General features: G+C 45.0%; 19 protein-coding genes, 2 tRNA genes, 1 rRNA gene and 2 pseudogenes. 5 read left to right on the forward strand and 19 right to left on the reverse strand.

Annotated features, from left to right (window positions below):
- The 7 genes and pseudogenes from LIZ66_RS16980 to LIZ66_RS19625 all read right to left on the reverse strand — a co-directional run.
- Positions 1 to 270 (reverse strand): 16S ribosomal RNA (locus LIZ66_RS16980); the annotation flags it as partial.
- Positions 271 to 508: 238 nt separating this feature from the next.
- Positions 509 to 598, reverse strand: a tRNA-Ser gene (locus tag LIZ66_RS16985).
- Between the two features lie 130 nt (positions 599 to 728).
- Positions 729 to 814: transfer RNA gene (locus LIZ66_RS16990), tRNA-Ser, on the reverse strand.
- Positions 815 to 956: 142 nt separating this feature from the next.
- Positions 957 to 1,652 carry a 2-C-methyl-D-erythritol 4-phosphate cytidylyltransferase gene (ispD, locus tag LIZ66_RS16995; protein WP_118583886.1) on the reverse strand — a complete coding sequence of 232 codons (696 nt, stop codon included), beginning with the start codon at positions 1,650 to 1,652 and terminating at the stop codon, positions 957 to 959.
- Positions 1,652 to 2,671: a tRNA (adenosine(37)-N6)-threonylcarbamoyltransferase complex transferase subunit TsaD gene (gene tsaD / locus LIZ66_RS17000; RefSeq protein WP_148463466.1), complete on the reverse strand. Its 1,020-nt coding sequence runs from the start codon at positions 2,669 to 2,671 to the stop codon at positions 1,652 to 1,654. The genes ispD and tsaD overlap by 1 nt, the downstream gene beginning before the upstream one ends.
- Positions 2,672 to 2,674: 3 nt before the next feature.
- Complete coding sequence (locus LIZ66_RS17005; RefSeq protein WP_118583890.1) at positions 2,675 to 3,586, reverse strand: ribonuclease Z; 912 nt, start codon at positions 3,584 to 3,586, stop codon at positions 2,675 to 2,677.
- Positions 3,587 to 3,608: 22 nt separating this feature from the next.
- A pseudogene (locus tag LIZ66_RS19625) lies at positions 3,609 to 3,773 on the reverse strand (DUF6783 domain-containing protein); the annotation flags it as partial.
- Here LIZ66_RS19625 and LIZ66_RS19630 point away from each other — a divergent pair.
- Both LIZ66_RS19630 and LIZ66_RS17010 read left to right on the forward strand, forming a co-directional pair.
- A complete protein-coding gene (locus LIZ66_RS19630) occupies positions 3,711 to 3,854 on the forward strand; it encodes a DUF6783 domain-containing protein (RefSeq protein ID WP_306797114.1) in 144 nt (47 codons plus the stop codon). The pseudogene LIZ66_RS19625 and the gene LIZ66_RS19630 sit on opposite strands and share 63 nt — an antisense overlap.
- Before the next feature lie 161 nt (positions 3,855 to 4,015).
- Positions 4,016 to 6,604 carry a YfhO family protein gene (locus tag LIZ66_RS17010; protein WP_118583892.1) on the forward strand — a complete coding sequence of 863 codons (2,589 nt, stop codon included), beginning with the start codon at positions 4,016 to 4,018 and terminating at the stop codon, positions 6,602 to 6,604.
- 76 nt (positions 6,605 to 6,680) lie between these two features.
- Here the strand turns inward: LIZ66_RS17010 and rimI are convergent, their stop codons facing one another.
- The 3 genes from rimI to tsaE are packed head-to-tail and all read right to left on the reverse strand — an operon-like array spanning position 6,681 to position 8,360.
- On the reverse strand, positions 6,681 to 7,121 hold the full coding sequence (gene rimI / locus LIZ66_RS17015; protein ID WP_118583894.1) for a ribosomal protein S18-alanine N-acetyltransferase: 441 nt from the start codon (positions 7,119 to 7,121) through the stop codon (positions 6,681 to 6,683).
- A gap of 22 nt (positions 7,122 to 7,143) precedes the next feature.
- A complete protein-coding gene (tsaB, locus tag LIZ66_RS17020; protein ID WP_227201083.1) occupies positions 7,144 to 7,872 on the reverse strand; it encodes a tRNA (adenosine(37)-N6)-threonylcarbamoyltransferase complex dimerization subunit type 1 TsaB in 729 nt (242 codons plus the stop codon).
- A gap of 56 nt (positions 7,873 to 7,928) precedes the next feature.
- The gene (tsaE, locus tag LIZ66_RS17025; RefSeq protein WP_118583896.1) at positions 7,929 to 8,360 is read right to left on the reverse strand and encodes a tRNA (adenosine(37)-N6)-threonylcarbamoyltransferase complex ATPase subunit type 1 TsaE; all 432 of its coding nucleotides are present in this window, start codon (positions 8,358 to 8,360) and stop codon (positions 7,929 to 7,931) included.
- Between the two features lie 97 nt (positions 8,361 to 8,457).
- On the opposite strand from tsaE, the gene LIZ66_RS17030 reads away from it, so the two are divergent.
- Positions 8,458 to 8,976 (forward strand): peptidylprolyl isomerase, encoded by a 519-nt coding sequence (locus LIZ66_RS17030; RefSeq protein WP_118583898.1) that lies wholly within the window; start codon positions 8,458 to 8,460, stop codon positions 8,974 to 8,976.
- Between the two features lie 118 nt (positions 8,977 to 9,094).
- Here LIZ66_RS17030 and LIZ66_RS17035 read toward each other — a convergent pair whose 3' ends face one another.
- Positions 9,095 to 9,751 carry a YigZ family protein gene (locus LIZ66_RS17035; RefSeq protein ID WP_118583900.1) on the reverse strand — a complete coding sequence of 219 codons (657 nt, stop codon included), beginning with the start codon at positions 9,749 to 9,751 and terminating at the stop codon, positions 9,095 to 9,097.
- 244 nt (positions 9,752 to 9,995) lie between these two features.
- On the opposite strand from LIZ66_RS17035, the gene LIZ66_RS17040 reads away from it, so the two are divergent.
- Positions 9,996 to 12,593: a transglycosylase domain-containing protein gene (locus LIZ66_RS17040; RefSeq protein WP_227201082.1), complete on the forward strand. Its 2,598-nt coding sequence runs from the start codon at positions 9,996 to 9,998 to the stop codon at positions 12,591 to 12,593.
- A gap of 313 nt (positions 12,594 to 12,906) precedes the next feature.
- Here LIZ66_RS17040 and LIZ66_RS17045 read toward each other — a convergent pair whose 3' ends face one another.
- The 4 genes from LIZ66_RS17045 to ftsH all read right to left on the reverse strand — a co-directional run bounded on the left by LIZ66_RS17045 (position 12,907) and on the right by ftsH (position 19,147).
- Positions 12,907 to 13,848, reverse strand: a complete 942-nt coding sequence (locus tag LIZ66_RS17045) for an ROK family glucokinase (RefSeq protein WP_118583904.1) — start codon at positions 13,846 to 13,848, stop codon at positions 12,907 to 12,909.
- Positions 13,849 to 13,980: 132 nt separating this feature from the next.
- On the reverse strand, positions 13,981 to 14,913 hold the full coding sequence (gene hprK, locus LIZ66_RS17050) for an HPr(Ser) kinase/phosphatase (RefSeq protein WP_118583906.1): 933 nt from the start codon (positions 14,911 to 14,913) through the stop codon (positions 13,981 to 13,983).
- A 259-nt stretch (positions 14,914 to 15,172) separates the two neighbouring features.
- Positions 15,173 to 17,038, reverse strand: coding sequence for an excinuclease ABC subunit UvrC (uvrC, locus tag LIZ66_RS17055; protein WP_227201081.1), 1,866 nt, complete (start codon positions 17,036 to 17,038; stop codon positions 15,173 to 15,175).
- A 66-nt stretch (positions 17,039 to 17,104) separates the two neighbouring features.
- The gene (ftsH, locus tag LIZ66_RS17060; RefSeq protein WP_226854959.1) at positions 17,105 to 19,147 is read right to left on the reverse strand and encodes an ATP-dependent zinc metalloprotease FtsH; all 2,043 of its coding nucleotides are present in this window, start codon (positions 19,145 to 19,147) and stop codon (positions 17,105 to 17,107) included.
- A gap of 194 nt (positions 19,148 to 19,341) precedes the next feature.
- On the opposite strand from ftsH, the gene LIZ66_RS17065 reads away from it, so the two are divergent.
- Positions 19,342 to 20,826, forward strand: coding sequence for a DUF1846 domain-containing protein (locus LIZ66_RS17065; RefSeq protein WP_227201080.1), 1,485 nt, complete (start codon positions 19,342 to 19,344; stop codon positions 20,824 to 20,826).
- A gap of 214 nt (positions 20,827 to 21,040) precedes the next feature.
- Here the strand turns inward: LIZ66_RS17065 and LIZ66_RS17070 are convergent, their stop codons facing one another.
- From LIZ66_RS17070 to LIZ66_RS17080, 4 genes and pseudogenes are all read right to left on the reverse strand, one after another.
- On the reverse strand, positions 21,041 to 22,624 hold the full coding sequence (locus LIZ66_RS17070; RefSeq protein WP_227201079.1) for a hypothetical protein: 1,584 nt from the start codon (positions 22,622 to 22,624) through the stop codon (positions 21,041 to 21,043).
- A 54-nt stretch (positions 22,625 to 22,678) separates the two neighbouring features.
- Positions 22,679 to 23,449, reverse strand: a complete 771-nt coding sequence (locus LIZ66_RS17075) for a glycerophosphodiester phosphodiesterase family protein (protein ID WP_227201078.1) — start codon at positions 23,447 to 23,449, stop codon at positions 22,679 to 22,681.
- Between the two features lie 360 nt (positions 23,450 to 23,809).
- Entirely contained in the window at positions 23,810 to 23,872 is a 63-nt protein-coding gene (locus LIZ66_RS20265) for a hypothetical protein (RefSeq protein WP_308768451.1), read from the reverse strand.
- A 40-nt stretch (positions 23,873 to 23,912) separates the two neighbouring features.
- A pseudogene (locus tag LIZ66_RS17080) lies at positions 23,913 to 24,179 on the reverse strand (collagen-like protein); the annotation flags it as partial.

Raw genomic sequence — 24,179 nt, forward strand, 5'->3', positions numbered from 1 at the left:
TGCCAACTAGCTAATCCAACGCGGGTCCATCTTATACCACCGGAGTTTTTCACACCGAACCATGCGGTTCTGTGCGCTTATGCGGTATTAGCAGCCATTTCTGGCTGTTATCCCCCAGTATAAGGCAGGTTACCCACGCGTTACTCACCCGTCCGCCACTAGAAATAAATTAAATCCACCGAAGTTTCAATAAAGTATTTCCCGTTCGACTTGCATGTGTTAAGCACGCCGCCAGCGTTCATCCTGAGCCAGGATCAAACTCTCTGATAAAGTGTTTGATGCACTCAAGACAACCAACTAGCTTAGTTATCTCTCGTCATTACTGTTATAAAAAGTTCATTCTTTTGAATGATGATTCGTTAAGAATTTTCGAGAATCGTATGTGTTTCACTGTTTAGTTATCAAGGTTGTTTCGCTGTTGTTTTCAAAACAGCTTGTTCATATTATCACATGTTCAAGTGTTTGTCAACAACTTTTTTGAACTTCTTTTGATTGAGAAATTCAAAAACGGAGAAGGAGGGATTTGAACCCTCGCGCCGCTATTAACGACCTACTCCCTTTCCAGGGGAGCCCCTTCGGCCAGCTTGGGTACTTCTCCAAATTGCCCTACTTACTAAGTAAGTTCTTCATTAAATCGTTTGCTCTCTTGTGACAGCTTGCTTAGTATAACTGATGTTTCTTTATTTGTCAAGCACTTTTTAAATTTATTTTTTTAAGTGTTTAACAAGCGGAGAGAGTGGGATTCGAACCCACGCGCCCTTGCGGACAAACGGTTTTCAAGACCGCCTCGTTATGACCACTTCGATATCTCTCCATATATAATAATCAAACCCAAAACGCTTTGCACATCAGGAGTTGTCCTTCACTCAAGAGGTTGTCTCTGTCAGTGCAAAACGTATTCTATCATTAAAACCTTTTTGTGTCAACAAGATTTTTTATTTTTTTCAAAAATTCATTCAATATCTCAAAAAAGCCTCTGCAATCGCCAGATCTTCTGGTGTAGTGATCTTGATATTCTGGTAGGATCCCTCCACAAGAAGGATCTTGGTTCCAGTCTCCTGCTCCACTACCATTGCATCATCTGTTACCCCTGTCATGTCCTTTTTGCGTATGCTTTCATAAGCTCCGCGAATCAGATCATATGAAAATATCTGAGGAGTCTGAATATTCCATACAATTTTACGATCTGGAGTCTCTTTAATATAGCCTGACGAGTCTGCCAGTTTCACAGTGTCCTTGGAGGGCATGCCCATTACACACGCATTGGTTCGCTTCACGGCCTCATATCCTCTTTGAACCATCTCTTCTGTGATAAATGGTCTTGCACCGTCATGAATGTACACGTAATCTGTATCCTGACAGCATAATAGTCCTGCATACACAGAATCATAACGCTCTTTTCCTCCTGCTGTCACCTTGCGCACCTTGGAAAAGCCATATTTTTTTACAATTTCCTGCTCACAGTAAGAAATCATCTCTTCCCCCGTCACCAGAATAATATCCTGGATCAGCGGACTCTCCTGAAAACAATGCAGGGAATAATACAGAACCGGCTTCCCTCCTATTTCCAGAAACTGCTTCTGTATTTTGCTATGCATTCTTTTGCCCTGGCCTGCCGCCAGAACGATTGCCGTACATCTGCCCTGCTCCATTATCTCTCTCCCAGTTTCAGGTTAGGAACTGCATTTAAGTCCCATCCATGGCGTGTTCCTTTGATATATTCGTAATAAGCTGCCACGCCGATCATCGCCGCATTGTCTGTACAAAAAATAGGTGACGGACGATAGAACTTATAGCCCCTCTTTTCACAAGCCTTAGTCATAGCTTCTCTCAAAGCTCCGTTGGACGCAACTCCGCCTGCAATAGCAATCTTATCCATGTGATAATCTTTGGCAGCAAGCATTGTGTGCTCCACAAGTACGTCTACCACAGACTTCTGGAAAGAAGCCGCAAGGTCGGCACGATTGATCTCTTCGCCCTTCATCTGGGCATTGTTAATATAGTTCAATACAGCAGATTTCACGCCACTGAAGCTAAAATCATAAGGACAGTCTCCTAATTTTCCTTTCGGGAAAACAATGGCGTCCGGATTTCCCTCTCTTGCCAATTTATCTACCTTTGGTCCACCTGGATAACCCAATCCGATTGCACGGGCAACTTTATCAAAAGCTTCTCCCGCAGCATCATCTCTGGTGCGTCCCAGGATTTCAAATTCTCCATAGTCTTTTACGATTACAAGATGTGTGTGTCCGCCGGACACGATCAGACAAAGGAACGGCGGTTCCAGATCCGGATGTTCAATATAGTTGGCAGAAACATGTCCTTCTATATGATGCACTCCAACAAGAGGAAGCTTTTTCGCATATGCAATGGCCTTCGCCTCAGCTACGCCCACAAGAAGAGCACCTACCAGTCCAGGACCGTAAGTAACGCCAATTGCATCCAGATCATCCAGGGTCACATTTGCCTCGGAAAGTGCCTCTTCGATCACCTGATTGATTTTCTCAATATGTTTACGTGAAGCGATTTCCGGCACAACACCTCCATACAGAGTGTGAAGCGCGATCTGGGAAGAAATCACATTTGATAATATAGTCCTGCCGTTTTTTACTACAGAAGCCGCAGTTTCATCACAGGAACTTTCTATTGCAAGAATGAATGTATCTTTCATTTTTTAATCCTCTTCGAAATTCATTTCCATTGTTTTTCCGTCTTTGCCTGGATAAGCTTTTGGGAAAATATCCCGCACCATGTCCATATATTCATCTGGACGGATCAGAGACGGACTGTAATGAGTTAGCCACATTTCCCCTACATCAGCCTGCTTCGCCAGAGTAGCAGCTTCACGGAATGTCATGTGCTTATAGCCTTTTGCCTTCTCCAGCTTGTCATCCTCGCCGTACATCCCTTCGCAGATAAAAAGGTCTGAGCCAGACGCATTTTTCAAAATTGACTCGGTGGGTCTGGTATCTGTAGTGTAAGTAACCTTCAGTCCCTTTCTCGCAGGTCCCAGAACCATATCCGGAGTATATGTCACATCATCGGCTTCAATAGTCTGGCCTTTCTGCAGAGGATTCCAGTATTTCAATGGGATTCCCTGCTCACGGGCACGCTCCGGGGAAAATTTCCCCTGACGGAGTATCTCCAGTGAATATCCATAACAAAGTACATTGTGGTTTACCTTAAAAGCCGTGATCCTGTAACCATTAATCTCAAATACCTGTTCAGGTCCGTTAATCTCGATAAATTTCAGTTCAAAAGGAAGCTCCGGTGCGATCACGCGAAGTGCGTTCACTACTCTCTCAAGACCTTTCGGACCGATCAAGGTAAGCGGTTCGGTGCGCTCTGCATTTCCCATTGTAAGAAGAAGTCCAGGAAGTCCGCTGATGTGATCTCCGTGATAATGGGTAAAACAGATCACGTCAACAGGCTTAAAGCTCCATCCTTTTTCCTTAATTGCCACCTGAGTTCCTTCGCCGCAGTCAATAAGAAGACTGTGGCCGTTATACCGGGTCATCAGAGCAGTGAGCCATCTTCTTGGAAGTGGCATCATACCTCCGGTTCCCAGCAGACAAACATCTAACATATATTAAAATATCCTCTTTTCTTTATTCTCCCAAAACGTGTTTTCCAAATGCCTTCCGAAGCAATCTTATAACAACATTTTTCAAACATGCTCCAGAGCAGGCTTGAAAAATGCTTTCTGCAAGATGTGCGTCACAATTTGTGGAAGATTTTGCCCGGATGAGGGCGCCGTAGTGGGCTACGGCAACCGAATTCGGGTGAAATCTACTGCAAAGTGGGGCGTGCAGATTGCGGAAATGATTTTTCAAACATGCTCTAGGAAAGTTTAACACAAGCAGTTTCCTAAAACAAGAGTCAGGTCTTCCCAATATGGAAAATCATTCAGAAATTATTAAGATGAAGCCGCTTGACAAACCGCTTACAATGTGCTTTCATAATTTGAACTTAACATTTGTTGCTGTTTTAAGCTCAGCAACAGAAAGGAATTATTATGATTTTCTGCAGCAAGCCTCAAAAATTCACCTGGCGAAACGCCATTACTCTGCTGCTTCTTCTGACAGCTGGCAGCATTCTCATCTTACTTCTGATACCTTCCGGTTCCTGGTTTGGCTCCGAGACAGACTGGTATTCCCAGCATGTAACCATTGCTGATTATATGAGAAAAAATTTTTATGCAACAGGAAGCCTGTTTCCGGACTTCACCGGACTTGGAGGCGGAACCAATTTCTTTTCCCTCTCCTACTACGGATTTATGCGCCCGGATGTACTGATTTCCTATCTTTTTCCCCATGTGGAAATGGAATGGTTTATTCAGGGATATGCAATATTTGAAATCCTGCTTGGAGGCGGACTTCTTTATTACTGGCTGCACAGGAAGGGTTTTTCGGATTTTACCAGCTTTGCATGCGGCTTTTTTTATCTTAGCGCAAACTGCTTTTTCCAGGCGCACAGACAGATCATGTTTGTGAATTATCTGCCATTTCTTTTACTGGCTTTCCTCTGCCTGGACCGGATTTTTGAGCACCAGGAACAGGACGTGTACCACATCCGTCCCCATATCGGACTGATCCTTTCCCTGTTTTTCTGCATTTTGCATAGCTTTTACTTTTTCCCATCCTGCTTTCTGGCATGCATCCTTTATATCAGCCATCTGCTGCCGGAGCATCTGAAAAATGTACCCGCCAGAATGCAGAAAAAACAAAAATGCAAAATATGGTGGAACTATATTGTGGACGTGTCTTTTGCCGTATCCATGAATCTCTTTCTCCTGCTTCCCACCGGTCTTTCCATCCTTGGAAATAAAAAGGATACCGGTGATTCCACTTCCCTGTTAAAAATCCTGGGAGTGAACCCCACACTGGACAGCATCCTATACAGTCCTTACGGCTGCGGACTCACTCTTTTTTGTCTGTATGCACTGTTTCTGTGCATACGGGAAAAGAAAACCCGAAAGCTGGCAATTGCTGTTTTTGTACTGCTGTTTTTTGACATTTTTTACTGGATTTTAAACGCCACTTTATATGTAAGGCCCAAATGCCTGATCCCATTTCTGCCTTTGATTCTTTACCTGGCTGCACAGGCTCTTGAAGGCCTCCGGCAGAAAAAAATACGCCACAGTCTGCCACTGGCTTTGCTTTGTGCAATTCCGGTTATCGTACAGCTTATTTTCCTTTTACATAATCAGCAGATCCGGCACCTGGTCACAGCTGATCTTGTGCTGCTTCTTGTCTGTGCTTCCCTTGGCGTTTTTCTGGAGGAAAAAGAAATCACGATACCAGTCAGCTGCTGGTGGATAAATCTTGGAGGACTTGTGCTTTTGCTTGCGATTCCTTCTATGCTTTATCTGACAAAAGGACAGGAAGAGCATTACGCCACAATTGCAGACGAGTCCAGAGACTATTTTTCCAGGGAGGATCTGGAGGCGTGCTGTGAAAATCCTCAGGCACGGTTCGATGTGATCGAGCACCCATCCAACAATTCAAACTACGTGATCACCGGGGAGCAAAATAAAAGCACCTTGTATTCTTCTATTTCCAACAGCACTTACAATACATTGGTGTACGATATCCTGCAAATGCCCATCAGCATCCGCAACCGTGTTGCCATGACAGCTGATGTAAATCCTTTTCAGGAATATCTGATGGGCGTCCGGTATATTCAGACAAAAGCAGATAAAGTTCCTGCGGGCTATAAGACCCTTCTGGAAAAAGACGGGCATATACTGGCAGAAAACAGCAATGTGCTGCCTATTGCTTATGGAAGTACGGCTCTGATGACAGAAAGTGAATATGATAAGCTTTCTTCTCCACAGACACTGGATACCATTACCAACCGCACAATTGTGCCGGATTCTCCTGACAATTCAGAGAATGCCAGTGATCTTTCTGCCGCTTTTTTGCCATACGCTTCTCAAATGAAGGAATATTCCCTGCCTGCCGATTTTCTTAATCACAAGACTTCAAAAAAAGATGAAACCGTCCGCCGGGAACTGCCGGAAACACTGCCGGCATCCACTATTCTGCTGCTCTCTTTTGACGTAAAATACAATGGGGAAAAGGATATGTCCATTACCATAAATGGCATCCGAAACCGGCTTTCCGGCTCTGAGGCTCCTTATCCCAACAATAATGATACCTTTTATTATATGATTTCTTCTAATGAGGATATGGATGCTCTGGACATTATGTTTTCCAGAGGAGAATATAAGCTCACAAATATAAAAGCCTACACCCTTCCATTAAGCCTGCTTTCCCATCCGGGGCTGGTAACTTTTCAGGAAAAAGGAATTTCCGGGAAAGAGATTCTAAACGGTAGTATTGATATGCCGAAAGATGGATATTTCGTAACCTCCTATACGTTCTCCAAAGGATACATTGTTTGTGTGGATGGGAAAGAAGCTGCACCGGTACAAGTTAACAAGGCGTTTCTTGGTTTTCCGTTACAAAAAGGGGCGCATGAAATCCAGATTGAATTCCATGCGCCCGGTAAGTCACTTGGGGCTGCACTCAGCTTTGTGGCATTTGCGCTTTTGATTTTCTACAATGTAGCGTATGGGCTCAGGCATAAAATCATGCGATAGACCATGACTGAAGCATGTTTGAAAAAGGCTTTCTGCAAAATGTGCGTCACATTTTGCGAGAATGAGAGGTTCTCACTTATCCACGCGGATGCCTAGTCATAAGCAGAGCATCTTCCACGGGATCCGTATAATATTTCTTGCGGATCCCGTCTTTTGTAAATCCCATTCTTTCATAAAGACGGATGGCAGTCCCGTTGCCTGTACGAACCTCAAGATGGATCGTGGTAACTCCCTGCTGTTCGGCAAGCCGGATCAGACTGTCCATAAGGAAATGCCCAATCCCCTCTTTCTGCCTGTCCGGGCGCACTGCAACATTGGTAATGTCGCCTTCATCCAAAACCATGATCAGGCCACAGTAAGCCAGGATTTCTCCTTTCTCTTCCACTACAAGGAACATGGCATCCTTGCGGGTCAGATAAGTAAAAAATCCCTCTTTCGTCCATGGCGGGGAAAATAATTCGTTTTCAATCTTCATGACCTGATCCAGATCATCTACCAGCATTTCACGAAGAACCATACTCTGACTTCTCCTTTTCTTCTCAGCTGTTTTTTTCAGAAGCTTTCTCTTCCTGCAGCTTCTGGGCGCGCCCACGCTCTGCCTGGGAAACTCTCAGGTATTCTGGAACATGCTCCATAGCAGTCACTACTTTACCCTCTTTCACATAAATCCCGCCAAGGGCTGCCACTGCAGCTGCTCTTTGCTTATTCACATGGGCAGGTGCAAAAGAATATGGAACCTTCAGGTTCTCCTGGATCATTTTTCCAAAAACAGGCACGCCATCACCAAGGAATACTACCTCTTCCCCTCTCGCATTCAATTTCTCAATCATCTCAGCCATTGGAACTGCCATCTGAGCTTCTACCGTTACCAGCTTATGCTCCTGAAAGCGGTAGATTCCTGTATAAACCTGACTTCTTCTTGCATCCATAATCGGACAGATCAATGCTCTGGAGTCATACAAATTATATGCCAGTGCATCCACAGTAGGAATTTCCACCAGAGGCTTTTTCAACGCAAGACCAAGTCCCTTGGCTGTAGCAGAACCGATACGAAGTCCTGTAAAAGAGCCTGGTCCGGCTGCCACTGCAATGGCATCAATGGTATCCAGATCCAGCTCTGTCATCTTCACCAGCTCGTCCAGCATAGGAAGAAGTGTCTGGGAATGTGTCTTTTTATAATTAACTGTATATTCCGCAATCAGGTTCTCGTCCTCCACTATTGCAACAGAAGCGACGATTCCTGAGCTGTCAAGACCTAAAATCTTCATTTTTACTCCTTACTCTCCCCACTTTTGGAGATTTTCTAATTTTTCTGCCACTTAATCTATTCTGGTAATCCGGTTACTGTGATCTTACGATAATCGAACCCTTTTTCCAGATTTTTCTCAATGGTAATCTCAATGATCTGCTCTGGCAGGATTTCTTCGATCAGATTAGCCCACTCAATGAGGCAGATTCCATTTCCGTAGAAATAGTCATCATAGCCGATCTCTTCCATCTCCTCAATGTCCCCGATCCGGTACACATCAAAGTGGTAAAATGGAATGCGGCCGCTTTCATATTCCTGAATAATGGTAAAAGTCGGACTGTTTACAGGCTCTGTGATCCCCAGTCCCTCTGCCACTCCCTGGGTAAAAACGGTCTTACCTACCCCAAGATCTCCTACCAGTGTGTATACCTGCCCGGGAAGAGCCTTTTCCCCGATCCATTTGCCGAAAGCGAAGGTCTCTTCGGGGCTGAATGTTTCTTTTATCATAACTTTACAACTCCTTTTTACTTGCAGAATTGCTCTTTGCATATTATAATAGAACGAATAACGAAATACAATACTTTTTGAAAAAGGAGATCAAACTATGGCAAATCCAGTTGTTACCATTACTATGGATAACGGAGATGTGATCAAAGCAGAGTTATATCCGGAGATTGCACCAAATACTGTAAATAACTTTATCAGCCTTGTTAAAAAGGGATTTTATGACGGACTTATTTTCCACCGTGTTATCAACGGCTTCATGATCCAGGGCGGCTGCCCGGACGGAACCGGAATGGGCGGTCCTGGATACAGCATCAAGGGTGAATTTGCTCAGAACGGTGTGAAGAACGAGTTAAGACATACCGAGGGCGTTCTTTCCATGGCAAGAGCCATGCATCCGGATTCAGCAGGAAGCCAGTTCTTCATCATGCACAAAAATGCTCCACACCTTGATGGTGCTTACGCTGCTTTTGGTAAAGTGACCGAGGGCATGGATGTGGTAAACCAGATTGCTGAGACTGACACTGACTACAGCGACAGACCACTTGATGAGCAGAAGATCAAATCCATGACAGTTGACACCTTCGGCGTAGATTATCCAGAGCCAGAGAAGTGCTGATCATTCATGCTCTGCAGGCAGACTGTTCCAGAGCATGTTTAAAAGGCTTTCAAAAGAACTTTATCCCTTGCATCTGTGGAATATTTATTTTCACAGATGCAGGGGTTACTGTTCCCTTTTAATGGTCAAACACCTTTATTTCGCCTTCCACATCTGCGAAATAAAGCTCCTTCTCTTTCTCCATCTTTATACGTCCGCTGGTGGCTTCTGTGATCACCTTCTGGATTCTTCCAACCTGGTCATTTGGAACAAGAAGATGCATGATCACCTTGTCTGTGTACTCCGTGTCAAGAACCGGAAGCTGATTCTCTGCTGCAATATACTGCAGCTTGCCGATAGCTGTGTAATCTGCAGTCAATGCCAGTGAAATCCCATGGTGCTTCTCTATCACCGTACTCTCCCCCAGACCAGCCTGCACTGCTCCGGAATAGGCACGCACAAGTCCGCCGGTACCAAGGAGCACGCCGCCAAAATATCTGGTCACAACTACCGCCACATTATAAATATCTTCCCCCAGTATCACATCCAGCATAGGCCGTCCTGCAGTTCCTGACGGCTCCCCGTCATCGCTGCACCTTGTAAACTCCCGATGTTCTCCAATAGAATAAGCATAGCAATTATGTCTGGCATCCCAGTATTTCTTCTTCATTTCCTCTATGAAAGCAAGAGCGTCCTCCTCTTTTTCCACCAGGCGCACCGTCGCAATAAACCGGGATTTCTTCTCCGTAATCTCCCCCTCGCCTCCTGCATAGATGGTCTTATAATTTTCCAGCATACGGAAACCTCCAAAAACTCATAATAAAATAAAGATAACAGCTTGTTCTTCCTCATTTGCTATAGTGTAACATGAATTGGCTTTTCTTTCCAGTCTTGTAAAAGGATGCTGTTCACCTTACTATTCACTGATACCGTTCCGCGAGGTGTTTTTTGTGAACAAAGTTCACAGAAATATTCGATTTTAGGGTTTATTTACGAACCTGGATTTGATATAATAGAACGGATTATAAAGGAGGTTTATCATGAACTACGGAAAAAAATCGGCCTCTAAGAAACGGAATTCTCTTATTTCCCGCTCGTCCATGATGGGAAAAAGGGCACATGTTTCGTTTATCAGAGTCCTTTTCATCGGCCTGATCGCCCTGTGCGTTGCAGTATCCAGTCTTGGAATTGGTTCCATTCGTGGAATACTTGCAAATACGCCGGACGTAAATGAAGTGGATATCATGCCTCTTGGTTATGCCACTTTCCTCTATGACTGCAATGGTAATCAGATTCGTAAGCTGGCAGCACCTAATGCCAACCGACTTCCGGTTTCCATTGACCAGATTCCGGAGGATCTGCAGCATGCAGTAGTGGCTATCGAGGATGAGCGTTTTTATGAGCATAATGGAATTGATGTAAGAGGTATTCTTCGTGCTGGTGTGAAAGCACTTACTACCGGAAGCTTTTCCGAGGGTGCAAGTACCATTACCCAGCAGCTTCTGAAGAACAACGTTTTCACCAACTGGACCAACGAGTCTACACAGGTAGAGCGATTTACACGTAAGCTTCAGGAGCAGTTCCTTGCCGTTGAGATTGAGAAAAAGATCGGCGACAAGAACGTGATCCTTGAGAATTACCTGAATACCATCAACCTTGGTGCAGGTGCATACGGTGTACAGGCTGCTGCCCGTCAGTACTTTAATAAAGATGTGTGGGATCTGAATCTTTCCGAGTGCGTAACTCTGGCAGGTATCACCCAGGCTCCTACCAAATACAACCCAATCGAGAATCCCAAGGAAAATGCAAAGAGACGTAAAGAAGTTCTTGACCATATGCTGGATCAGGGTTACATCACTCAGGAGCAGTATGACGATGCTATTAATGATGACGTTTACACTCGCATTCAGGAGGCACAGGCTTCTAATACACAGTCTTCCAGCAAGACATACTCCTACTTTGAGGACGAGCTTACTAAGCAGGTTATCAATGATCTGATGAATATCAAGGGATACACCAAGACACAGGCACAGAACCTTCTGTATAGCGGTGGTCTGAAGATCATGACTACCCAGGATCCGGACATTCAGAACATTGTGGATGAGGAATATTCCGATCCATCCAACTATCCGGATTACGTACAGTACGCACTTGATTATGCCCTTACCGTGAAACAGCCGGATGGACAGGAAGTAAACTACAGCAAGGAAATGATGAAGCTTTACTTCCAGAATGAGGATCCGTCTTTTGATCTTTTGTTTGATTCCCAGGACGAGGGACAGACTTATGTAGACCGTTATAAAGCGAATATTCTTGCAGACGGAAGCACCGTTGTTGCAGAGCGTGTAAGCTTTGCCCCCCAGCCTCAGTCAGCAATGACGATCATTGACCAGCATACCGGATATGTGAAGGCAATCATTGGCGGACGTGGAACCAAAACTGCCAGCCTTACCCTGAACCGTGCTACAGACAGTACCCGTCAGCCAGGTTCTACATTTAAGATCGTATCCACCTATGCTGCGGCCCTTAATGAGAAAGGCATGACACTGGCTACCACTTACGAAGACCAGCCAATCACCTACGACAACGGTGCACCAGTCAATAATGCAAGCGGCAGCTTTAATGGTACCACTACGATCCGTACAGCGATCCGTAATTCTGTCAATACCGTTGCCGTTCAGTGTTTTGAGGATGTAACCCCTGAGCTTGGCCTGAAATACCTGGACAACTTTGGATTTACCACACTGGCACATGGTACAGAAGCGGATACCGATGCCAATGGCAATGTTTATACAGATGCCAACCTGCCTACAGCACTTGGCGGTCTGACCTACGGTGTTAAGAACGTAGAGCTTTGTGCCGCATACGCAGCCATTGCGAACGGCGGTAATTATATCAAACCGGTTTACTACACCAAGATTCTTGATCACAACGGAAACGTACTGATTGAGAACAACTCTGTAGGACGCTCCGTCATTAAGGAAACGACTGCTTATCTTCTTACAAGCGCCCTTGAGGATGTAGTTCAGAATGGTACCGGTACAGCCTGCCAGCTTGATAATATGGCAGTTGCAGGTAAGACAGGTACTACAGATGCGTACAATGACCTCTGGTTCGTAGGATATACACCATATTACACATGTGCAGTATGGTCCGGTTACGACGGCAACCAGAAGATACCGGAAGGTGATGCACGTAATTTCCACAAAACGTTATGGCGTAAGGTCATGAACCGAATCCATCAGGGAATGGAATACAAAGACTTCGAAGTTCCAGATGGTATTGAGCAAATCAGTATCTGTGCTGATACAGGACTTCTTCCAAGAGTTGGCTGCCCGGTTACAGAGGAGTACTTTGATGTAGGAACCATGCCTACAGAGTACTGTGACCAGCATTTCTACGAATATGACGAGAGTCAGGATGAAGATATGGAAATCTACGATGTAAATGCCACTCCGACTCCAGATCCGGAAAATCCGGACGGCACAGACAATACAGATGGCAGCGGCGGTGACGGCACTGGCGGCGATGGTACTGGCGGTGACGGTACCGATGGCGACGGTACCGGTGGCGGTGATATCCAATATCCAGATGAAAGCGGCGGAGATTCTGGTAATGATGATATTTATTATTACTAAAAAGCTTTCAGCTGACAGTCAGTTATAAACAATTAAAACTGCAGTTTTCGTTTCCAGAAAGCTGCAGTTTTTTTCTGCCAAAATAATAGCTGTTCAATGCCTGAATCGCGAAGAGTGTAGCTGTTTCGCGCCCTCACAGCTACACCCTTCGCAATCCAGGAAAAATCATGCTTTGCATGGTTTCGCACCCAGATTTCGGGAGCGGTGAACTATACAAAGAAACGCCTTGCACAGAGTCTGCTGGATTCAGCAATCCTCTGCACAAGGCGTTTCCTGATTTTATGTATTATGAAATTCTCTGGATGATCGGAAATCAGTCTTTGATCACCATACGGGCTGCACCATAGATACCGGCATCATTTCCAAGGCTTGCAAGAATGATCGGAGTACTCTTGCAGGATGGAAATGCATATTTCTGATAGTACTTCTGGATACAGTCTGTAAGAGGTTTACCTGCTTTGGATACACCGCCGCCAATTACAATTGCTTCCGGGTCTGTTACACATGCAAACACGGCAAGTGTGCTTCCAAGAATGTCGCCAACCTTCTCCATAGTCTTAACAGCCAGAGCATCGCCCTCCTTGTAGAAGTCAAGAACATTCTTAGCAGAAAGCTTCTCTACATGACGCATCTTGCTGTCCTCCTGGCTCTCCTCCAGAATGTCATTTGCCACACGTACAATTCCGGTTGCAGATGCATACTGCTCCAGACATCCGTGATTACCGCAGTTACAGGGGCGAACTTCATTGTGATTGACACATGCATGTCCAATCTCTCCACCGGCACCGTGATAACCTGCGATGATCTTGCTGTCGATGATGATGCCGCCGCCAACACCGGTTCCAAGTGTTACCAGGATTACGTTCTTGGCCCCCTCTGCAGCACCCTTCCATGCCTCACCGAGAGCTGCGATATTGGCATCATTGGCTGCCTTTGCCGGAAGACCTGTAAGTGCGCTTAATTCGCTTGCTACGGCCTTAAAGCCCCAGTGCAGGTTAACTGCCATAGGAACTTCACCATTCTCATTAACAGGTCCTGGAATGCCGATTCCAACACCGTCTACATTATCCTTTGTGATTCCTCTCTCATCCAGCTTCGTCTTGATTGCATCTGCAACATCCGGCAGGATTGAAGAACCGTTATTCTCCAGTCTTGTTGGAATCTCCCACTGCTCAACCAAAGTTCCATTCGTAAGAAACAGACCGCATTTTACAGAAGTTCCTCCTACGTCAATACCAAAACAATACATACCCATTGTAAATTTCCATCCTTTCTGATCTATGAATTACTATTCTATGCATTACTGTTCTATGCATTACCGTTCTATGCATTACTGTGCCTTAAAGCCTATTAAAAAAGTATTCCCGCAATCTGCACACTCTGATTTTTATTCTTCTCTTTTTTTGGCAATATTCGCCTGAACACGCTTGTACAGCTCCTCAGCTGCATTGTAGCCCATCTTCTTCTGTCTGTGGTTAACGGCTGCAGACTCAACAATAACAGCCAGATTACGTCCTGGACGAATCGGAAGGGAATGGCATACGATCTTGTTTCCAAGATACTCCGTATACTCCTCATGAAGTCCCAGACGGTCGTACTCCTTGTCACGGTCCCACTCTTCCAGCTTGATAACAAGATCGACAGACTGGGTATCCTTAACACTCTCAACACCAAACAGGGTCTTCACATCAATAATACCAATACCACGAAGCTCAATAAAGTGACGTGTGATATCCGGTGCGGAACCAACTAAAGTGACATCACTCACCTTGCGAAGCTCAACAACGTCATCACTGACAAGACGGTGACCACGCTTGATCAGCTCAAGGGCTGCCTCGCTCTTACCAATACCGCTCTCGCCTGTGATCAGGACACCCTCGCCATAAACATCCACAAGCACACCGTGAATGGAAATACAGGGAGCCAGCTGGACGCCAAGCCAACGGATGATCTCTGCCATCAGACTGGACGTAGTTCTCTCTGTCACAAATGTAGGTACATTATATTTGTATGCAAGATCGATCATATCCTGTGACGGTCTTGTCATAGTGCTGAAGATGACACATGGGATCTTGCTGGAGATAAAACGCTCGTACTTGAATGTGCGCTCCTCATCGCTTAACTGCATCAGATAAGTATACTCTACATATCCGATGATCTGAACACGCTCGTTTGCAAAATGCTCCAGATATCCTGTAAGCTGCAAAGCCGGACGATTTATTTCTGCTGTCTTCACATAAATCTCTGTAAGGTCAATATCAGGCGTCAGGTTGGTCAGATTCAGTTCCTGCGCCAGCTTGGTAAGCTGTACACCCTTCATGCTTTTATCTCCTTTTTCTCTAATGAAGTCCTTCCCGCATAAGCAGTTCCCTGCAGTTACAAGATTCCTCATAATAGGTGAAAACTGTTATGCAGTCTGTGCAGGTTTCTTTGCACTGCACATAGAAATTATATACATTGCCAAAAATCCACACTTATCTGTATTATACACAATTTTTTCTGTAACTTCAATGTCGAATCTTGTTAAAACTGTTACTGTTCGCTCTATTCACAGTAACACGCTTCGCGATGCACAGAAATCATGCATTCGTATGATTTGGCGCTCTATGAAAAAACTGATAGACAGCCTCCGCGCTCTGTACATTCATAGACTCTGTCTGACTTAATTCTTCCACAGAAGCATCCCTGATATTCTCAACAGACCGGAATCTTCTCATAAGAGCCTTTCGCCTGGTCTCGCCAATTCCCGGAATATCATCCAGAACGGAATGTACCTGTTCTTTGCTTCTAAGGGAGCGGTGATACTCAATGGCAAAACGGTGAGCCTCATCCTGGATCCTGGTTACCAGATGGAAACCCTCACCAGAAGTATCAATGGGAATTTCAACATTATTGAAATACACCCCTCTGGTTCGGTGGTTGTCATCCTTTACCATACCACATACCGGAATATCAATTCCAAGCTCTCCAAGAACCTTCCGTGCAATGTTTACCTGGCCACGTCCGCCATCCATAAGGATCAGATCCGGAAGAATGGAAAAGCTGTCGTATTCGCCCTTGGATTCATGGGTAAAACGCCTTGTAAGCACCTCTTCCATGCTGGCGTAATCGTTAGGTCCCTGCACCCATTTGATCTTGAATTTTCGGTAATCGCTGCGCTTCGGCTTGCCCTTTTCGTAAACCACCATGGAACCAACGGACTCAAACCCACTGATATTGGATATATCGTAGGCCTCCATACGCACAATATCCTTAAGCCCCAGCCAGTCCTCAATCTCCTTCACCGCGCCGATCGTACGTCCTTCTTCACGCTTGATCCGTTCTCTGTCTTTGGAAAGGACCATCCAGGCGTTTTCCTTGGCAAGCTCCACCAGCTTCTCCTTTGTTCCCTTTTTCGGTACACGAATGTGAACGCGCTGTTTACGCATTGCAGTCAGCCAGTCTTCAATAATTTCCCCATCTTCTATCTCTGTCTGCATCATGATTTCCGCCGGAATAAAAGGAGTTCCTGCATAAAACTGCTTCAGAAAGCTTGACAAAACCTGTGCTTTGGTATCGCCTCTTGCCACACGGAGAAAAAAGTGATCTCTGCCGATCAGCCTGCCGCCACGCATAAAAAACACCTGCACAACTGCATCCTGCTCCCGGAGATCTTCACTTTCATCCATGGCAACTGCAATAATATCCCTATCCTCTTCCCCATAGGTAGTAATCTTCTGTCGTTCTCCGATCCGCCGGATACTATTGATTAAATCACGATATCCTGCAGCATCCTCAAAACGCATATCCTCTGAAGCAGCCATCATTTTTTCAGTCAGCTGATCAATGGTCTCCTGGAAATTTCCATTGAGAAAATGAAGTACCTGTCCAATGTTCTGCTTATACACTTCCTCACTTACATTTCCCTGGCAGGGGGCCGTACACTGCTTCATATGATAATACAGACATGGACGGTCTTTGCCGCAGTCACGGGGCAGATTACGGTTGCAGGAGCGCACCATATAAATCTTGCGGACCAGCTCGATCACGTCTTTCACAGCTGTGGAGCTGGTATAGGGTCCGAAATATTTCGCCTTGTCCTTTTTCATGGTGCGGGAAAAAAGGACTCTGGGATAGGGCTCGTTTACCGTCACTTTAATGAATGGATATGTCTTATCATCCTTCAACATGGTGTTGTATTTCGGACGGTGCTCCTTGATCAAGTTGCACTCCAGTACCAGCGCCTCCAATTCAGAATCGGTGACAATATATTCAAATCTGGTAATGTGAGTGACCATCTGCTCAATCTTTGCGCCTTTATTGCGGCTGCTCTGAAAATACTGGCGGACACGGTTCTTCAGACTGACTGCCTTTCCCACATAAATGATCTCATCTTTTTCCCCATGCATAATGTAGACACCAGGCTTACCAGGCAGCTTTTTTAATTCTTCTTCAATCAGGAACATAAAAACTCTCCTTTGTTGAAAAGAACCGGGAAAACATGTCTCCCGGTTCTGATGTTTTATCCTATATTATCTGTATTGTTCAATTGCAGGAACGGCAATAGCAGATTCCGCTGTCTCTGTGTCCGCATTTGCCTCATCCGTCTTATCCTCTGCTTTCACAGCCTCATCCAGCGCCTTCAGCCCTTCTGCATCCAACACATCTGAAACTTCCATTCCCTTCTCCACTGCGCGGAAAATGATCATAAATTCCTTACCGGTAATGGTCTCCTTGCGGATCAGATAAGCAGCGATCTTGTCCAAAGCCTTTCTGTGGCTGCTGATCAGGCGCTTCGCCTCCTCATAAGAAACACGAAGCAGCTCCATAACCTCATGGTCAACTTCGGTAGCTGTATTGTCACCGCAATTAAGCACTGCACGACCATTCAGATACTGATTCTCCTGAGTGGCAAGACCCATCAGACCAAACTTCTTGGACATACCATACTGGGTGATCATAGCACGGGCAACCTTGGTGGCCTGCTCAATATCATTGGAAGCACCAGTTGTCACGCTGTCAAAAACGATCTCCTCAGCAGCACGTCCGCCAAGATATCCGACCAGCATAGCTTCCAGTTCTTTCTGGGTATTCAGATATTTCTCTTCTTCCGGAACCTGCATAACGTAACCAAGTGCGCCCATAGTACGAGGTACAATGGTGATCTTCTGTACCGGCTCGGAATCCTTCTGAAGGGCACTTACCAGTGCATGTCCTACCTCATGATAGGATACGATACGGCGCTCCTGGGCACTTAAAATACGGTCTTTCTTCTCTTTTCCAACAAGAACCACCTCAACAGACTCCAGAAGATCCTTCTGGGAAACTGCGTGACGGCCATTCTTAACAGCCAGGATAGCGGCCTCATTAACCATATTGGCAAGATCAGAACCAACGGCACCGGATGTGGCAAGGGCAATTGCCTCGAAATCAACGGTATCGTCAAGCCTTACATTCTTCGCATGAACCTTCAGGATATCAATACGTCCTTTCAGATCCGGACGGTCAACGATAACACGGCGGTCAAAACGTCCCGGACGAAGAAGTGCCGGATCCAGTACCTCCGGACGGTTGGTAGCTGCCAGGATCAGAAGTCCCTTTGAAGTATCAAAACCATCCATCTCAGCAAGCAGCTGATTCAAAGTCTGCTCACGCTCGTCATTACCTCCGCCGTAATGGGAATCACGGCTCTTTCCAATGGCATCAATCTCATCAATAAATACGATACACGGTGCATTCTTCTTGGCTTCCTCAAAAAGATCACGGACACGGGAAGCACCTACGCCAACGAACATCTCCACAAATTCTGATCCGGAAAGGGAAAAGAACGGTACATGTGCCTCCCCTGCAACTGCCTTGGCAAGAAGGGTTTTACCTGTACCCGGAGGTCCTACAAGCAAGGCGCCCTTCGGCAGTTTAGCACCAATTTCCACGTATTTGCCTGGATTGTGAAGAAATTCCACAACCTCCTGCAAGGATTCCTTGGCCTCATCCTGTCCGGCAACATCCTTAAATGTGATTCCGGTCTCTTTCTGTACATACGCCTTGGCGCGGCTTTTCCCAACGCCCATCATACCACCGCCGCCTTTGTTCATGCGGCGCATGAAAAACATAAGAAGCACAAACAGAAGCACAGACGGTAAAAGTACGCTAAGCATCATTGCCATAAATTCTCCGAAAGCATCCGGCGGCTCAGATTTAAAAATAATACCGGTTCCTTCCAGACGTTTGGTAAGGGCAGTCTCATCTTCTGTCAGATTGGTGTAATAACTGATCTCCTGATAAGGATTCACCTGCTTCTTCGGCACGATGGTCAGATTATCAGACTGAAGTGTAACGGATTTCACTTCATCATTATTCACCATATCAATAAACTTATCATACGTAATCTCACTGGAATTATCCTGCAGCATATTGGTAAACAGGCTGAAACACACCAGAGTAACCAAAAGACATATCAGAAAAGCCAGAATGGACTGATGATTTTTCTTATTGCGGTTGGGATCCTGATCTCTTCTTGGATCCCCTTTATCAGGACGTCGTCCGCCTTGATTGTTATCCAGATTATTATCCATTTCTTTCCTCCTTACTATCTTTTCTATTATAAAGATAAAACGCAGATAAATCAACCTGGATATTGTGAAAACCCTCTGAATTTTTTTGAAAAAAAGTCAAAAAAATTCACATCAGAAAAATAAATAGATACTTTTTTTACGGCGCGAACTGTAGTATACTAGAGCGTGATTGAGAAAGATGGAGGAAAGACAGAATGAAAAAAATTGGGTTCGATAATGACAAATATCTGAAAATGCAGTCCGAGCACATTCGTGAGAGAATCAGCAAATTTGACAACAAACTTTATCTGGAATTTGGAGGCAAGTTATTTGATGACTACCACGCTTCCCGTGTTCTTCCAGGATTTGAGCCAGACAGCAAGCTGCGCATGCTGATGCAGCTTTCCGACCAGGCAGAGATCGTAATCGTAATCGGTGCACCTGATATTGAAAAGAATAAGGTCCGCGGTGACCTTGGCATCACATATGATGAGGACGTGCTCCGTCTGATGAACGAATTTACAAGCAGAGGACTTTATGTAGGAAGCGTCTGCATCACACGTTACTCCGGACAGAACAGTGCTGATGCGTTCAAGAAGCGTCTGGAGAAGCTTGGAATCAAGGTTTATGTCCTTTATAATATCCCAGGTTATCCAAGCAATACTTCCCTGATCGTAAGTGACGAGGGATACGGCAAGAATGACTATATCGAAACCACCCGCCCGCTGGTTGTTATCACAGCGCCTGGACCTGGAAGCGGAAAAATGGCTACCTGTCTTTCCCAGCTTTATCATGAATACAAGAGAGGAATCAGCGCAGGCTATGCCAAGTTCGAGACTTTCCCAATCTGGAATATCCCGCTGAAGCACCCGGTAAACCTGGCTTATGAGGCTGCTACCGCCGATCTGAATGATGTCAACATGATCGACCCATTCCATCTGGAAGCTTATGGCCAGACTACTGTCAACTATAACCGTGACGTAGAGATTTTCCCTGTTGTACAGGCTATGTTTGAGAAAATCATGGGCGAGTGCCCATACAAATCTCCTACAGATATGGGCGTTAATATGGCAGGAAACTGTATTGTGGATGATGAGGTTTGCCAGGAGGCTTCCCGTCAGGAGATCATCCGCAGATATTATAAAAGTATGGATGCGCTTATGTCCGGTACCGGCACAGAGGAGGAGGTTTACAAGATCGAGCTTCTTCTGAAACAGGCACATGCCACACTGGAGGACCGCAAGGTTGTCCCTGCTGCCCTTGAAAAAGAGAAAGAAACTGGTGCTCCGGCTGCTGCCATGGAGCTGGAAGACGGAAGGATCATCACAGGTAAGACCTCTGATCTGCTTGGTGCTTCCTCTGCCCTTCTTCTGAATGTGTTGAAGGAGCTTGCCGGAATCGATCACCAGAAGCATGTGATCTCCCCGGATGCTATTCACCCTATTCAGGAGCTGAAGACAGATTATCTTGGAAGTAAGAATCCTCGTCTTCATATGGACGAGACCATGATCGCCCTTTCCATCAGTGCTGCTACGAATCCGGAAGCACGTCTTGCCCTGGAGCAGTTTCCGAAGCTGAAAGGCTGCCAGGCGCATACTTCTGTTATGCTTTCTTCTGTGGATGTCCTCTCCTTCCGTAAACTGGGCGTGGAGCTGACCTGTGAACCGAAATTTGAGCAGGGTAAGAAACTGCAGGGATAAGCAGGCATAGATTTTGTTTTGTTGCTACGTAATTAAAAACTCTGGCAAATGATTGTTAGATAATTATCATTTGTCAGAGCTTTTTCTTTTGTATATGTGCCCAGATAACGGCTTAACCGCAAAATCTGCCATTAAGCCGCATGAGGTTTTGAATTTACGGAAAAAATTTCACACCGTCGCTACCTTGAAAAACAGCATTCTTTCATTCATGCATTTATAGCTCCGCTTCGGTGTCACATTCCCCACCCATCTTCTTCGCAGTCTCTTCAGAAACTTTGATCAGTCCAAATTTCCAGAACAATGGGTAAATATAAGAAATCCCTCTAATATCCCCTAATGCCTTGGGGCGTTTCACAATGCCGGATATCTGCCGGCAATTTTGGAATGCCATTTTTATGCTGCTCCAGGACAAGGTTTTGCTGTTTTCCCGGCGGTCGATGAGAAGCTCTTTGTTGTAGGTTCCGTCTTTGCCGATTTTCAGCTTGTACTGATATGGGAGACCAGAGGCTGTGCGAAATGGGTAGTTTTGGAAGGCTGCAATTGCTGACCAAAGAGTCTCTTCCACACAGTTCTGTCTAAGAGCATCAAGAACTTTCTGCTGCTCATGTGTCAATTCCAGCTTGTCATATGCCTTTATTTTTCTACCTGTAAATCCGGCTCCGGCTTTGTCCTCATCATTTTGTTCCTTTACTTTATCACAATTGCCGTTTTCTTTCTCCAGCATTACTTTCAACAACCTTATAATTCCTTTGATTTCCTGCACAATCTGAACACTCAATACATGAAAATCTATTTTCTTTTCCCTGGAACTGTATTTCTCTTCCAGAAGCTTTGCCTTTTCCTCATCATGATCCTTGTATCTGGCTTTCCCGGACATATAAGCATAAGAGTTGGCAGTTCCCGGATATTCAATATTTTCCTGCAGATAGAAGGGAGATGGATTCTCTTCCAGATCATGCTCCAGGCAATTCAGTTTCTCTATAAACTTCGCGGTAACTTCCGGGTAATGCTCTTTTATATACACAAGATTCTTATGCAGACAAACGGCACTTTTTTCCATCATCTGCCGTTCTTTTGGGTTCTTCAGACAGTCATATTCATAATCCTGAACTTCATGTCCCTCCATGGAACGGATCAACTCACTGTACCAGTACATATGCTGCGCAGAATTGTCCGGAAACATAAAGTAAGTGGAGAATTCATGGTCAATCATCGGCGCCAGCCTCAGAATTTCTCCTTTTTTATTACAAACGAATGCAATATTCTCATAGTGATAATTCTGATCGCCTTTCAGCACAGAAACCAGGATCTGCATGGCAAGCTGCTCTGCCATGTCTTCGTGATTCTGGAAATAGGAAGCCTCTAGAATATCCGTATAATCATAAAACATCATACAATAATTCTCATACTGATCTATATCTACCTTTTTATCCGGATACTTTCGAAAGAATTCCAGAAGATTCAAAAGCTGCTCATCTTCATTATAAATCCTTGGAACCACAGTCCCATAATCATAGTATTTCTGTGTCTCTTCTTCATAACCATGGCAAAAAGCCAGCTGATATAAAGGCGCCGATACAAAATATTCATTTATCACATTCGACCAGAACACTTCCGCATAAGCAAACAGAGGCGTAGAAAATGGCTTGGATTTACTCAACGGCTTAAAAATCCGATTTCCACTGTAAACCGGAAAATGTTTCTCTCCCTTTACTACGCCGACTGCTTCCGCGGTCAGATTGGAGATTCTGTCTGCATAATTGAAGTGGACATTTTCGTAATTTATTTCTATTTTCAAAGATCTCACATCCTTTTTTCAAAATCATCCTTAAAATCGAATCCAAACTCACTTTCACAATGCATCCGAATAAATACCACTCACTCCCATAGCCCTGTATTTCTCCCACTGTCCTCGGTAATTCACAGTATGAGTATATACTTTGATCTTGTATTTCTTAAAATATTTCACTACCTTGGAAGTTACCCGTCCTTTTGGAATTGTTACTACGTTTATGCGATTTTTCTTGCAAAATTTCGCGATTTTCGCATACTGAGATGGAGTTTTCACGTTCAGACGGTATAGTGTAAAAATATAGTCTTTGTACTTGTAAATTTTTTTCAACTGGGAAAGTTCACTTTGCTGATAGAACTGGGGAATAATGCGATCCATAACTTTCGGCACGTTTAAGGTATAACATATGTTTTTTAGCTCCTGATATACTTTTACAATATTGTCAGATTCCTTTGCGTCTACAACAAGATATACCTTCGGATAGGCAGCCATTAAACGGATCACTTCCCTGGCGGATGCAGGACGATACTTATTGCTCACCCTTATTTTTCTGAATTGCTTATAAGTTTGAATACCAGTTTTCCAATCATGGTTACAGACAAGCACACCATCTGATGTATAGCCGAAATCCATTTCAATAACAGTGTATCCTTTTTTCACCGAATTTTTAAAAGCACTGACTGTATTTTTTGCATTTTTGTTTCCAATTCTGCCTCCACCGTGCCGGATAATGGGATCCTTGGTATACCAATGGCTCTGGGCGTGTGCCGGCTGGGCGGGAATTATGAGAACGGCTATTAATAAAACAATTGTATATAAAAGTTTTTTCATGTATTTATTTTTCCTAAAAACACATTGTAACTGAAAAGCACGATTAACCAGATTCATAACTTTTCCCCCTTCGCACATGCTCCTATATAAAAATAGATTTCACAGTATCACTATTTCCTGTTTTTACAATGATACCATGAAAGCTTTAGAGTCTCAATAATTTTGTGGGCAACAATACTTTTAATCTTTTGTCAAGCTGATTATGATTTTCTGTTCCTCTTCTGCCGCGAATGGTTTCGGCGATAATCTTCAAAGTCATATTCTTATTTTTCCGTAAGGAATATGTGCTGCAGGGTGCATAGAGAAAGGACCGGAAATGGATTGCTCCATTTCCAGCCCTTTCCCTCATTGCGGTATATTTCACCCGAATTCGGTTGCCGTAGCCGCTACGGCGCCCTCATCTGGGCGAAATCTCCCACAAATTGTAACGCACATCTTGCAGAAAGCTTTTTTCAAACATGCGCTAGGATTGCAGAATTCCGGCAGCGCGAAGATTTGCCAGAAGTGTATTTAACTGTGTCACAGCATCCTCTGTACCGGTAGCATCTGCCACTGCCGCTGCCGGAGTTGGCGCTGGGCCGGTTGGACCAATCGGGCCGTCTGCTCCGACAGGACCGGTTGCACCTGTTGCCCCGGCAGGACCGGTTGGACCTGTCGCCCCGGCAGGACCTGTTGCACCTGTCGCCCCGGCAGGGCCGGTTGGACCTGTTGCTCCGGTAGCACCGGTTAC

The organism is Blautia faecis (assembly GCF_020554845.1).
Lineage (GTDB): Bacteria > Bacillota > Clostridia > Lachnospirales > Lachnospiraceae > Blautia_A > Blautia_A faecis.